Origin of the sequence: Sphingomonas sp. CFBP 13603, assembly GCF_014892665.1 — a bacterium.
Taxonomy (GTDB): Bacteria; Pseudomonadota; Alphaproteobacteria; order Sphingomonadales; family Sphingomonadaceae; genus Sphingomonas.
Map to the genome: position 1 here is coordinate 260,028 of NZ_JADBIA010000003.1, position 12,433 is coordinate 272,460.

A 12,433-nucleotide genomic window follows, 5' to 3' on the forward strand; every position below is an offset into this window, starting at 1 on the left:
AACCGCAAGCGGCGATTGCTCCAACCGACGCGCCATCCTATTTCGAGGGCATGACAAATCCACCACTCCGCGCCGCGATCGTGCCCGTCACGCCGATCCAGCAGAACTGCACGATCATCTGGTGCACCGCGACGATGAAGGCGGCGGTGATCGATCCGGGTGGCGACCTGCCGCGGATCATGGCGGCGGTCGAACAGGCGGGGGTGACGGTCGAGAAGATCCTGCTGACGCATGGGCATATCGATCATGCCGGCGGTGCGAAGCGGCTGTCGAACGATCTGAGCGTGCCGATCGAGGGGCCGCACGAGGCGGATCGCTTCTGGTTGCAGCGGCTCGACCAGGATGGGCCGAAATACGGGATTTCGGGCGTCAATTTCGAGCCCGACCGGTGGCTGGTCGAGGGCGACACGGTCTCGGTCGGCGACCTCGTGCTCGATGTGTACGAGACGCCGGGACATACCGAGGGGCATGTGATCTTCCACCACGCGCCGTCGAAGTTCGCGCAGGTGGGGGATGTGCTGTTCCAAGGGTCGGTCGGGCGATCGGACATGCCTGGCGGGAATCACGAGACGCTGGTGAAGTCGATCGTCGAGAAGCTCTGGCCGCTCGGGAGCGATACGAGCTTTATTCCGGGACATGGGCCGGCGAGCACGTTCGCGCATGAGCGGGCGACGAATATGTTCGTGAGCGATCGGGCTTTGGCGGAGTAGCGTCCGCTTGCAACCCTAGCTGTTCCCCCGCGGAGGCGGGGGCACAGACTCAACCAAGGGCGGTACGCTTGGCCCCTGGGCCCCCGCCTTCGCGGGGGAACAAGAAACAGAAGCGCTATCCTCTCAATTGCTCCACCCCGGCGAAGGCCGGGGCCCAGTTGAGGGACGAGGTTTGGCTGGCGTCGCGGTCTGTTATTGCGACCTCTCCAACTGGGCCCCGGCCTTCGCCGGGGTGGTCCCGAGCGTGAGGGTTGGCCTTACTTCCGCTCCTCTGCCGTCTCAGCCCGCACCGACTTGAACTCGGAATCGTCGCGCCACTCGGGCCACGACCGGCTGTTCGCCAGCTTCGTGCCGATCGTCTTGAACAGGTCCACGTCCTGCGCCGCCCCGCGCAGGTCCCAGTCGGCGCCCCACGCGTCACACGTCTGGTGGTAGCATTTCATATAGCCGTCCAGCCAAGCCTGCCCCGCGGTCCGGCCACCCTTGACCAGATCTGGCGCGCCGCTGATCGCCATCAGCAGCAGCGTCGGCACGCCGCGCCGCGCGACCGAGAAATGGTCGGCGCGGTAGAACAGCCCGCGTTCGGGGAGCGCTTCGGGGGTTACGACGCGGCCTTGCGCCTTGGCGGCGTCGCCCAGCATGTCCTCGAGGCTGTTCTGCCCGGCGCCGACCAGCATGACGTCCTTCGCCGGCCCTGCGGTCTGGAGAATGTCGAGCGTCAGGTTTGCGACCGTCTTGGCGGCCGGATAGACCGGGCTCACCGCATAGGTCTCCGACCCGAGCAACCCGCGCTCCTCGCCGCTCCACAGCGCGAAGACGAGGCTGCGGTCGGTGCGGGGGGCCTTGGCGCAATTGCGCGCGAGTTCGAGGACGCCCGCCACGCCGAGGCCGTCGTCGTTGGCGCCGGGGCGGATGGTGCGCCCCTGCGCATCGGGCGCGCCGATGCCGTAGGCGTCCCAGTGCGCACCGAACATGACGACTTCGTCCGCGTGCTTCGTGCCCGGCAGCTTCGCGAGCACGTTCTGACTCACGGCGGTGTCGTGTTTGACCGGCAGATCGGTGGTGAACGCCTGCTTCAGTGCGACCGGGCGGAAGTCGCTCCGCCGCGCTGCTTTGCGCAACGCCGCCAGGTCGAAGCCCGAGGCTGCGAACAACCGGGTCGCCGCGCCGCCTTCGAGCCAGCCCTGGAGCATCACCCGCGACTCAGGGTCTTTCCGGACGATATCGTAATTCTCGCCGGCGGGGGCGGTGACGGTGTTCCAGCCATACCCGGCGCCCGCCGTGTCGTGGACGATCAGCGCGCCGACCGCGCCACGTCGCGCGGCCTCTTCGTATTTGTACGTCCAGCGGCCGTAGTAAGTCATCCGGCGGTCGCCGAACTTGCCCTTCGCATCGTCGCCGGCGATCGCTTCGAAATCGGGATCGTTGACGAGGAAGACCGCGACCTTACCCTTGAGGTCCAGACCCTTGAAGTCGTCCCAGCCGCGCTCGGGCGCGCTGACGCCGTAGCCGACGAACACCATCGGCGCGTTGGCGATCGCGACGCGGTCGACGCCGCGGACGGTGCTGAGATACACGTCGCGGCCCTGCACCAGCGCGGTGTCGCCGGCGCGGACGGTGCCCGCGCCCATCCGGGTGTGGACGAGCGGCACCGGTTGCGTCCAGCTGCCGTTCGGGCCACCGGGCTGCGCCTTCATCGCCTTGAACTGCGCGATCAGCCACGCGATGGTCTTGGTCTCACCGGGGGTTCCGGGCGCACGGCCCTCGAACGCGTCGGAGGCGAGCGTCTTCACGTCGGCGGACAACCGCTCTGGCGATACTTGCGCGGCCGCCGGTGACGCAGCCAGCAGCGTGGCGGCACCCCATAAACGAAGCGCGTTCATGCCCGGCCACCCGACGGCACGACCTGGAAGGTCTTCGCAGCGGGTACGCTGTTCGCCTGATACGCGATCGTCAGCGCCCACCCGGCCAACACCGCCATCAGCGCCCAGGTCGCCAGTGCGCCCCCTGCCCGTGGTGCGCTGGATGTCGTCCGGTCCATCCCGAACGCGTGCGCGATTCGCGCGATCACGAACACCGCACCGGCGATCCACAGCCAAAGCGTCGATCCGCCGGCGAGCTCGATCAGCCCGATCAGGATCAGGATGAACGGCGCGTATTCGGTGAAGTTGGCATGCGCGCGCATCCGTGCCTGCAGGCGCTGGTTGCCGTCGTCACCGATCAGCACGCTTTCCTTCACGCGCATCGGCACGATTCGGAAGGCGAGCCACAGGTTGACGACGGCGGCGGCCGCGGCGATCGTCAGCGTTACGGGTAATATCACGGCGTTGCCCCTCGAATATCAGGTCTTTTGTCAGGCGCATGCCCTGCCACTGGACATCAGGGGTTGCAACGTGGGGGGCGGAAGCTTGCAACGCGGGGTGAAATCGCTATAGCGCCACGCTTCGCGAGCGTCAGGCCGCATGGGTTGCTTCAGGCGGCCGGCATTCTTGTCGGTTGCCTGTGTCCCGTGTCCGGACGTACTCGGAGCCCCGACCTTTAGATTGAACAAGGTGCCGAAATGGCCGTCCCCAAAAGAAAAACCTCGCCCTCCAAGCGCGGCATGCGCCGTGGCCACGACTCGCTCACGATCGCGTCGTTCCAGGAATGCCCCAACTGCGGCGAACTGAAGCGTCCCCACAACCTGTGCGGTTCGTGCGGTCACTATAACGGTCGCGAAATCCTCTCGATCGAGGGCTGAGGCTTCCGTCCGGAACCTCTAACTTGAACGAAGGATAAGCGATGCCCGACAGCGGCTGGATCGCGGTCGATGCGATGGGTGGCGATGACGGGCTGGCAGTGATGCTCGCCGGCGTCGCCCGCGCACGTCATCAATTCGAGGGCATGCGCTTCCTGCTGGTCGGCGACGAAGCTGCGATTCGCGAGGGGCTGAAGGCTCATCCGAACCTGTCGCAGCATTCGGAGATCGTCCACGCGCCGGAAGTCGTCGGGTCGAGCGACAAGCCGACCCAGGCGATTCGTCGCGCCAAGAAGACGTCGATGGGCATCGCGATCGACCTGGTGAAACAGGGTCGCGCCGCCGCTGCGGTGTCGTCGGGCAATACCGGCGCGCTGATGGCGATGGCGAAGCTGTCGTTGCGGATGCTGCCCGGGATCGACCGGCCGGCCCTCGCGGCGCGTTTGCCGACGCTTGGCGACACCGACATGGTGATGCTCGACCTCGGCGCGAACACCGAGTGCGACGCGCGCAACCTCGTCCAGTTCGCGATCATGGGCGCCGCCTATGCCCGCACCGCGCTCGACATCCCGCACCCCCGCGTCGCGCTGCTGAATATCGGCAGCGAGGACATGAAGGGCACGGACGAGATTCGCGATGCGGCGGCTCAACTGCGCGCGACGCCGGCCGTGGACATGCAGTTCAACGGCTTCATCGAGGGCGACCGTCTGTCGCGCGGCGAGGTCGACGTCGTCGTGTGCGACGGATTCTCGGGCAACATCGCGCTGAAGACCGCCGAGGGCACAGCGCGATTCGTTGCCGACCTGCTCAAGCGCGCGTTTCGTAGTTCGGTTCGGTCGAAGCTCGGCTTCCTGATCTCGCGGCCGGCGACCGAGTTGCTGCGCGATCACCTCGATCCCAACAATCATAATGGCGCGGTCTTTCTCGGGCTCAACGGCATCGTCGTGAAGAGCCACGGCGGCGCCACCGAGCGCGGCGTCGCGACCGCGATCGGCAACGCCGCCAAGATGGTACGCAACGACCTGATCCGGCGCATTGCCGACGATCTCGGCAGCGTGGAGAAGGCGGCATGATCCGTTCGGTTGTCATCGGCACCGGCTCCGCCCTGCCCGCGCGCCGCGTCTCGAACGCTGAACTCGCGGAGCAGGTCGACACCAGTGACGAGTGGATCTTCGAGCGCACTGGCATCCGCTTCCGCCACATCGCCGGCGACGGCGAGACGACCGCGACGCTCGCTGCCGACGCGTGCCGCGCAGCGTTGACCGCGGCTGGGATCGAAGCCGACAGCATTGACCTGATCGTGCTTGCCACCGCGACGCCCGACCAGACCTTCCCCGCCAGCGCTACCAAGGTGCAGGCAATGCTCGGCATCAACGATTGCGTCGCGTTCGACGTCGCGGCGGTCTGCTCGGGCTTCCTGTACGCGGTCCAGGTCGTCGACAGCATGATCCGCAGCGGCGTCGCCAAGCGCGCGCTGGTGATCGGCGCGGAGACGTTCAGCCGCATCCTCGACTGGGAAGACCGGACGACGTGCGTGCTGTTCGGCGACGGCGCCGGTGCGATCGTGCTCGAAGCGCAGGCCTCCGCGGACGAAGGCGGTCGCGGCATCCTGACGACGAAGCTCCACGCGGACGGCCGTCACAACGAGCTTCTCTATGTCGATGGCGGCGTCTCGACGACCGGCACCGTCGGCAAGCTCCGCATGAAGGGCCGCGAAGTGTTCCGCCATGCGGTGACCAATCTGGCCTCGGTGATGACCGAGTCGCTGGCGATGGCCGGGCTGTCGTCGGACCAGGTCGACTGGGTCGTCCCGCATCAGGCGAACGCCCGCATCCTCGACGCGACTGCGCGAAAACTTGGTCTCGCACCTGCGAAGGTGGTCGTGACCGTCGATCAGCATGCCAACACCTCTGCTGCGTCGGTGCCGCTTGCGTTGGACGTCGCGGTGCGTGACGGGCGGATCCAGCAAGGACAGATCGTCGTTCTGGAGGCGATGGGCGGTGGGTTCACCTGGGGTGCGGCGGTTATCCGCTTCTAATCCTTGTGAAACGCTTTGGTTCGCTTGCAGAACAAAGTCCTTCCGGTCGCCTGTCTGCTTGTGTAGGTAGTTCACCGAGTGTGGGAGCTTGCCAATGACGATTACCGGTACTTTGACACGAGCCGATCTGGCTGAATCGCTGCACGGCAACGTAGGATTGTCGCGCGCGGATTCGTCCAAGATCGTCGAACAGATCCTTGCGGAGATGTGTGGCGCCCTGTCGCGCGGCGAGAACGTCAAGATCTCGGGGTTCGGCACGTTCGTGCTCCGCGACAAGGGCGAGCGCGTCGGTCGCAATCCGAAGACGGGCATCGAGGTGCCGATCGCACCCCGCCGCGTGCTGACGTTCCGCGCTAGTCAGATGATGCGTGAGCGCATCGTCGGTGCCGGCTGAATCAATGTCGGGCGACGCCGACGATAGCGGCGCGCCTCCCACTGGAAAAGCCGGCGCAGCGTTTCGAACGATAGGCGAACTGTCTCGCGAGACGGGGTTGCCGCAGCATATCCTGCGCTATTGGGAGACGCGTTTCCCGCAGCTTCGCCCGCTGCAACGCGCAGGTAATCGGCGCTATTACCGCGCCGAGGACATCGATCTGGTGCGACGGATCGACACGCTGCTCAACCGCGAGGGCTATACCGTTCGCGGCGTCCAGCAGTTGCTGGCGGCGGAGAAGACTCAGCCTATCGTGCGGGAAACGATCACGTCTCCAATCCCGGCACTGCGCGCCATCCGCGCGTTGCTCGCAGAAGCGCTGATCGAGGACGGCAGTTTGGCCTAGCCGGGTGCGCCTAAAAGCGCGGCCGTAGAAACAATATCCGACACGATCTTGCCGGTCGAAAAAGGGGGGAAGGCCGTGCCCTCCCCCATGCACTCAGGCTTCGCTGCCCAGCGTCTTCTTTGCGGCATCCAATGCTGCCTTGCCGCCCTTGCGAACCGTCTTCGCCGCGCCGTCGGCTGCCTTTTCGACGGTCGAGCCAGCCTTGCGGCCAAGACCGATCGACTTCGCCATCGCCCGGCGCGCTTCCGAATAGGTCGCCGCGACCATCGGATAGTCCGACTTCAGATTGAACCGCTCGCGATACTGCTCTGGCGTCAGGCCATTGGTCGACAGATGCCGACGCAACGTCTTGTACTTCTTGCCATCAAGCATCGAGATGATGTGATCGGGCGATGCCAGCGACTTTCGCACCGATACGGCAGGCTCGGACGCAGACGTCGGCGCTGCTTCGGGCTCCACATCGCCATTTCCGGTGAGTTTCTCGACCGCAGCATGCATCGCGACGAGAAATGCAGGCACGTCGTCGGCAGCCGTACGCGTATTGGGGTTCGCCAGCCACGCAGCAGTCAGTTCGGCGGCGAGTTCGACCGTGTTGATTGTATCCGTCACGCTATTTCCTTGAATTCGTATTAAGACCCTGTCGCAACTACCGGCGGCTTTGCTGCTGAATAAACACCAAGGTATCCAGCATACGCTTTACAGGCCCTTTTGTTCACTTAGCTAATAAAAACATCTTCATGTAGAGATGCTAGTGACGCAATTTCGCCTATCGCGCCGATAAATGGACCCGATCGTTGACCTTGCCTCATTCCCCGGCTGGGTATTTAGTTGAGGATTTGCTCGACCAGAAGCGATACGACGGACCAACGACGAGATGCTTGTACTGGCTGGCAAGCAACACTCGGCCTAACCACCGCTGAGCGCGCGATAGCTGCATCGCACTTTCGTCGTCCGATTGATGACGCCCGCGCGTTCAATGCTGCGCTTCGTGCAGCACCTACAACTCCACTAGCCTCGCCAGCTCGTCGGCCACGAGTGCCCCTTCGAGATAGAAGCTACGCACGACGTCACGCGCCATCTTCTGCGCCCCACCCATATTTCGTAGCAATCGCCGAAGACCTCGATCATTTCGCGAAGACATCCCCCGCCCAGAGCTTCGAGGTCGACACCCAGTGCATCCATCAGATCAACAACGACATCTGGATCCGGTAGGTCTCGTCCATCCGGCGCAAAGCGCCTTAACGCCATACTCCACCTGCTACTCTGCGCTACACTTCAGAGCACCCGAACTGAACGATCTGAGTAGCTTAGAAAAGTTTTTTTTGGGGGGGGGCATGTGCGATACCGTTATGCGACAATCCGCTTGAGACCGTAGCCTGAACGATGATTTACCGAAGGTTTTTGTGAGGTGGTGCCTCACAGAGGTCGAAGATGGGCACTCAGATCATTGCAGAATTACCGTCAGTTGCCGATAATTTCACCGTCCTCATCTAGCAGATTTCCCTTCGCCCGGCGATTGCGGAAATCCCTAAGCACGTCTTCCATCTCTAATAGCAAGGTACGTCCCCAGTCGGTATTGCCATTCGTGTCGTCTTGGTCGGCAACGGACAATGCCATCGCGCGAGCCGCTAGATCCAAAAGCACCGCGTAGCGTTGCTCACCAAGCTTGTGACGAACGACGCCCAATCCTTCAACAAACATATGAAAAATAGTATGTATGTTTCGTTATGGAAAATTACCGAGCGGGTCCAAGAACCTCGGCGCATCCAAGCCATTGATCCCAGCAGGTCGTGGAACTCACTCAGCGATCCCGGGACGTAGGGCCGAGGGTCGAAAAATGGGCTGCTCGTCGTTGCGCCTCCGGGCGTGAAATGGCGTGGGTGTGATCGGCTGCCATTTGGCTTGGATGGATAATGATCACGTGGCTCGGACGAAAGTCGGCGTCTAAGAAGCCGCGGACCTGTGAAGTGCTCAATGTCTTATGCGTGAGCGTTACATCGAATGCCACGTACTTTATCCTTGCGCCTGGGGGTCAGCAGGTAAGATCGCTGCCCAAACTATTGTTCTCCCTGCGATTAACCCGGACGGGTCCTGCACCAGCTGCATCTATGCTCAGTAAGGTGTAGCGGTCGCGAACGTTTTAGCGAACCTGCCGGTCGACATAGTTGCCCAACGCCTCCTGATCAAACAACCTTGGCGTGAGGCGTTCCGCCTTGAGCAGTGCCACTCTCCGATCTTAGGCGAGGTCGGCATGCTGCTGCACTAAGCGGAATATCTCGACTTGGAGCGGCTCGTATTCCTCCTTCGCTCGCACGACCACTTGCCCGTTGCAAGCGCAAGTCGTTCACCCTCGCGCTCAGGCCATCCACCGTTTCTACTTGGATTGCCGAGCGCACCGATCGGTACGAGCTCATCGTAATGCCATTGAGGATCGATGATTTGATCTACTCCGAAAATTTTTTTTCGCGTGACTCTGCAGCACCTCTGCGGTCATCGCATTCGCGGGACTGGTCAGATCGAACAGGTTGTCAGCAACGGCAAACATCATCTCGCCTTAGCGAGGCGCGTAGGCCCAAGAACGAATGCTCCAGCGTCATCGGGCCCTCGAAAGCTCTGATATTACCACCACGTCCAAGGGGCGGCCGTTGCGGTCCCGAGCCAAGTCGCGAGTCTATTGCAGTCCACGATACTGATACGTTCCGCAGTGCTGACGACGCGGCTTGCGGCATACTTTGCCAGCGCTTCCCGAATTTGCGGAAGAGCGGACTGATCGAGACTGAGAACCTGCGTAGCCAAAACCCACGTCGACTTGTACACGTTGCCCGCTTGGCGCAAAGGTGAACGAACGTCACGCGGGTCATGATATGGACCGAACTCGAACTCGAGTCCGGCGGCTCGATACATAGGCGGCAGCCGACCTGTGCGCAGCCATACCGTGAAAGCATATCGCTTTTGGTCAGGTACGCTGGTCACGTTGCCCGCTCCCGATAGCGACGAGAACATCAGGGCAACATTACCTGCAAGTCGAGTGCGACGCGAGCGGATGTTGAGATCCGCGTCGTTCTGCTAAGCTTCCGTGTAGTGTGGCGCACAGGGGGTAAAGATGAGGACTCAGATCATTAGACAATTCATATCCATCACCGCTGATGGGGCCGTGTTAACATAGTGATCCCATGACCGCTGAGTCGTTCGGGTGCTGCTGTACTCTCGGTCTCAATCTCTCGCGTCCCGCGAGGCTTCCAACTCGGCCAGTCTCGCCGGATCGTCGGCTGCGAGCGCTTCTTCGAGATAGAAGCTGTGTGCGATGTCACGCACCACCTGCTGCGCTTCTCCGCCGTACTCTTCGGCGACTACAACGAAGGCGTCGACCAACTCGCGAAGAAACCCCTTTTCCAGGGCTTCCAGCTGTGCGCCCAGAACTTCCATCATCTCGACAGAGGTATCCGGATCCAGCAGGTCTGCCTCGGTCAGATCTGCAAAAACCACGAAACGAGCGATGATGCGGGCGACCTGTATGGCTATCATGGCTTCACCACCCTGACTTTGATGTTGGTCACCTTCAACTTCTTCAGTATTTTCAGCGCCTTTGTCCTCTGAACTGTGTTGGGAACCTCCCACGTGCCAGTCAGTCGATGTTGAGCCAACACCTGGGATTGTCGCAATATTTGGGCTCGCGCATGCGGCGCGTCCCTTACGCCCCACTTACGATCGATAACATAATCGCCTTGTATGCCATCGAACTTGACCGGTCGCTTCGAGCCGTCCGGCATCGTCCGCATGAGCGTCGGCGCCTGTCCTGCGCGGGCGCCAGTCGCCGAATCATTATATGCTGTCCACGGTTCATCGGGCTTGAGGGTTTCCTTCACCCAGCCGATCTGCGGCGGATTATAGGTGTCGTGTTGCCTCGCGATGCGCAGGCTGCGCCACGCTGAAACCTTGGAGAGCGCCGCCCCTGGCGCGACCGCCAGCGCGACATTCCCGGCAACCGATCCCGTGGCATTACCGATATCACGCGCCGATGCATTGCCGATCGAGCCTACCGCACGGGAGATTTGCACGCGAGCGGGCATATCCTCGGCGGCGATCGCGGTGTCGATCATGCCGGCTATGCCGCGGCCGGCGCTGCGAACAGTAGTGATCGGATTTGTGGTCAGCGCAGTACGGACTCCTGCGACCGTTCCTTCCCCAACATCGTAAAGTCCCAGACCGACGCCCCTGACGAATTCAGCGATGGGGTTTGGCTGGTCACCCAACCGCGCCCCCGGAATGTGCGTGGACTGCACTGTAAACGACCCGCTCTCTGCCGACCTCTGGCCATCTCCCGCGATCGGACTGGCCTGCGGCACTTTGGCTTTCGGGCGCGCCGCAGTGCGCGACATATCATGATCATCGAGGCTCCGAGCGCGACCGACATGGGATGACGGGCGACCGCTCCCAGTGTTGGTCGTGTCGCTCTTGCTAAACCCATCATGGCGACCCGCGCCTGCAAAGGTAAACCTGCCGCTTACCGGATCATGCCATGGATTGAATTTTAGTTCGAGACCGTCAGGACTGAGCGCCGATGGCACCTTACCCGTCCGCAACCACAGCGAAAACGCGTTCCGCTCACAACCGCTCGATGTCTGGACCATGCCATCCCCGCCTATTATTGCGGGGAGAACATCTGAGCAACATTACCCTACAAGTCAAGCGCGACGCACGCCATCGCGCGACGTCATCGCCTGTCAGGCGCAATGCTTGTAGTTTGGTGCCGCTTACAGGACTCGAACCTGTGACCCCCGCATTACGAATGCGATGCTCTACCAACTGAGCTAAAGCGGCCCGACGCTGGATTTCTCCGGTCGAGGGGGCGGCGCTTAACAGGGCTTTTTTGCGCTGACAAGCGGTTTGCGTGTTTACGGGTCGTTCACCACGGGGGTGTAGATGTATTACGGTGACTTTGGGGGCCAGTCGGCATGGATCGAGTTTGTGAGCTGAGCGACGGACCGATGGGAGTCCGGCGCGACGGGCAACACGGGGGCGTGGAGGCGCGCACGGCGTTCGTCCGCGACATGGCGGACGCCGGCGTCAACGACGTGATGTTCGACCTCGGCGGCGACGAGCGACGAATGCACGTCCGCGCCTACAACCACTGGGTGTCGCTGCTGAACGGTCGCCCCTACCCGTCGATCGCCAACCTCGAACCCGAGACGATCACCGATTTCGGACCGCACAGCGTGCTGCTCGACTTCAGCCGCGGCATGGGCGACCCGAAGATCGCATATCTCGGCCGCGCGCTGCGCGAGGAATGCGGGCTGGAAGGACCGATCGCGACGATCGCCGACGTGCCGAGCCGCTCGCTGCTCTCCCGCCTGACCGACCATTACCTCCAGATCATCGCCAACCGCGCACCGATCGGCTTCGAGGCGGAGTTCGTCAGCAGCCGCGGCCGCACGACGCTATACCGCGGCATCCTGATGCCGTTCTCGTCGAGCGGCGACTCGATCGACTTCATCTACGGCGTCATCAACTGGAAGGAACTCGCCGACGCGGACATGCTGGAGGCACTGTCGGCCGAACTCCATGCCTCGGTCAGCACCACCCCGCCCGCACAGTCCCCGCCGTCGGGCGGGGCGCAGATCTGGGCCGATGGTCCAAGCGGCGGGTTCGATGCCGAACCGTCGATCCCATACACCCAGGCACAGGCTATCCTATCGGACGACGATCCGCTGGCCGCGGACGTCATCGCCGGACCGCTCGGCGATCAGCTGACGATGGCCCGCGAGAGCGCTGCGCAAGTCCGTGACGCCGAGACGCGAGGCCGCGCGGCGCTCCACCGGGCGCTCGGACAGGCGCACGACCTCGCCGTATCGGCCGAATATGACGGCAACGACGGTGCAGCGCTGTGGTCCGCGCCGGGCCGTCCCGGCGAAACGGAAACGACGACACGGATCGTCACGCTCGTGTTCGGTCCCGCGTTCGGCGCGGCGCGACTGGCGGAGTTCGCCACGGTCCTGCGGCATGCGCGGCGCCACCATGTGCCGACCGGAGGACTGCCAAGCTTTCTCGACGGGTTCGGTGGTGACCTGACCATGATCGCCGAGGCCGAGCACGGCGCGATCTAGGTGCGTTGCAGCATATCCCTTCGCACCTGCCACAAGGGTTGAGCTAGCCGGAAGGCAGGCGCATA

Annotated in this window: 13 protein-coding genes and 1 tRNA gene; 7 read left to right on the forward strand and 7 right to left on the reverse strand. The window is 63.0% G+C overall.

All coding sequences use genetic code 11. The annotated features are described in order from the left end of the window. The first annotated feature begins 50 nt into the window (after positions 1–50). Positions 51–710 (forward strand): MBL fold metallo-hydrolase, encoded by a 660-nt coding sequence (locus IFR23_RS06700; RefSeq protein WP_192975216.1) that lies wholly within the window; start codon positions 51–53, stop codon positions 708–710. A gap of 257 nt (positions 711–967) precedes the next feature. Here IFR23_RS06700 and IFR23_RS06705 read toward each other — a convergent pair whose 3' ends face one another. Next, on the reverse strand, positions 968–2,593 hold the full coding sequence (locus IFR23_RS06705; RefSeq protein ID WP_192975217.1) for a M28 family metallopeptidase: 1,626 nt from the start codon (positions 2,591–2,593) through the stop codon (positions 968–970). Next, a complete protein-coding gene (locus IFR23_RS06710; RefSeq protein ID WP_192975218.1) occupies positions 2,590–3,033 on the reverse strand; it encodes an MAPEG family protein in 444 nt (147 codons plus the stop codon). The genes IFR23_RS06705 and IFR23_RS06710 overlap by 4 nt, the downstream gene beginning before the upstream one ends. A 237-nt stretch (positions 3,034–3,270) precedes the next feature. Here IFR23_RS06710 and rpmF point away from each other — a divergent pair, with 237 nt between their 5' ends. From rpmF to IFR23_RS06735, 5 genes are all read left to right on the forward strand, one after another. Next, positions 3,271–3,450: a 50S ribosomal protein L32 gene (rpmF, locus tag IFR23_RS06715; protein WP_056054400.1), complete on the forward strand. Its 180-nt coding sequence runs from the start codon at positions 3,271–3,273 to the stop codon at positions 3,448–3,450. Positions 3,451–3,491: 41 nt separating this feature from the next. After that, complete coding sequence (gene plsX / locus IFR23_RS06720; RefSeq protein ID WP_121905083.1) at positions 3,492–4,520, forward strand: phosphate acyltransferase PlsX; 1,029 nt, start codon at positions 3,492–3,494, stop codon at positions 4,518–4,520. Continuing rightward, positions 4,517–5,485 (forward strand): beta-ketoacyl-ACP synthase III, encoded by a 969-nt coding sequence (locus IFR23_RS06725; RefSeq protein ID WP_192975219.1) that lies wholly within the window; start codon positions 4,517–4,519, stop codon positions 5,483–5,485. Before plsX ends, IFR23_RS06725 begins: the two co-directional genes overlap by 4 nt. A 94-nt stretch (positions 5,486–5,579) precedes the next feature. Then, a complete protein-coding gene (locus IFR23_RS06730) occupies positions 5,580–5,879 on the forward strand; it encodes an integration host factor subunit alpha (RefSeq protein ID WP_107963972.1) in 300 nt (99 codons plus the stop codon). A gap of 4 nt (positions 5,880–5,883) precedes the next feature. Next, positions 5,884–6,264, forward strand: a complete 381-nt coding sequence (locus IFR23_RS06735) for a MerR family transcriptional regulator (protein WP_192975389.1) — start codon at positions 5,884–5,886, stop codon at positions 6,262–6,264. A gap of 93 nt (positions 6,265–6,357) precedes the next feature. Here IFR23_RS06735 and IFR23_RS06740 read toward each other — a convergent pair whose 3' ends face one another. The 5 genes from IFR23_RS06740 to IFR23_RS06760 form a co-directional block, all read right to left on the reverse strand. Beyond that, positions 6,358–6,873, reverse strand: coding sequence for a MucR family transcriptional regulator (locus IFR23_RS06740; RefSeq protein ID WP_342344884.1), 516 nt, complete (start codon positions 6,871–6,873; stop codon positions 6,358–6,360). An 852-nt stretch (positions 6,874–7,725) separates the two neighbouring features. Then, a complete protein-coding gene (locus tag IFR23_RS06745; protein ID WP_244655495.1) occupies positions 7,726–7,965 on the reverse strand; it encodes a hypothetical protein in 240 nt (79 codons plus the stop codon). 1,512 nt (positions 7,966–9,477) lie between these two features. Then, positions 9,478–9,789: a hypothetical protein gene (locus tag IFR23_RS06750; RefSeq protein WP_192975220.1), complete on the reverse strand. Its 312-nt coding sequence runs from the start codon at positions 9,787–9,789 to the stop codon at positions 9,478–9,480. Then, positions 9,786–10,643: a hypothetical protein gene (locus tag IFR23_RS06755; protein ID WP_192975221.1), complete on the reverse strand. Its 858-nt coding sequence runs from the start codon at positions 10,641–10,643 to the stop codon at positions 9,786–9,788. The genes IFR23_RS06750 and IFR23_RS06755 overlap by 4 nt, the downstream gene beginning before the upstream one ends. 366 nt (positions 10,644–11,009) lie before the next feature. Further along, a tRNA-Thr gene (locus IFR23_RS06760) sits at positions 11,010–11,085 on the reverse strand. A gap of 200 nt (positions 11,086–11,285) precedes the next feature. On the opposite strand from IFR23_RS06760, the gene IFR23_RS06765 reads away from it, so the two are divergent. Then, entirely contained in the window at positions 11,286–12,368 is a 1,083-nt protein-coding gene (locus tag IFR23_RS06765; protein WP_192975222.1) for a hypothetical protein, read from the forward strand. The last annotated feature ends 65 nt before the right edge of the window (positions 12,369–12,433 follow it).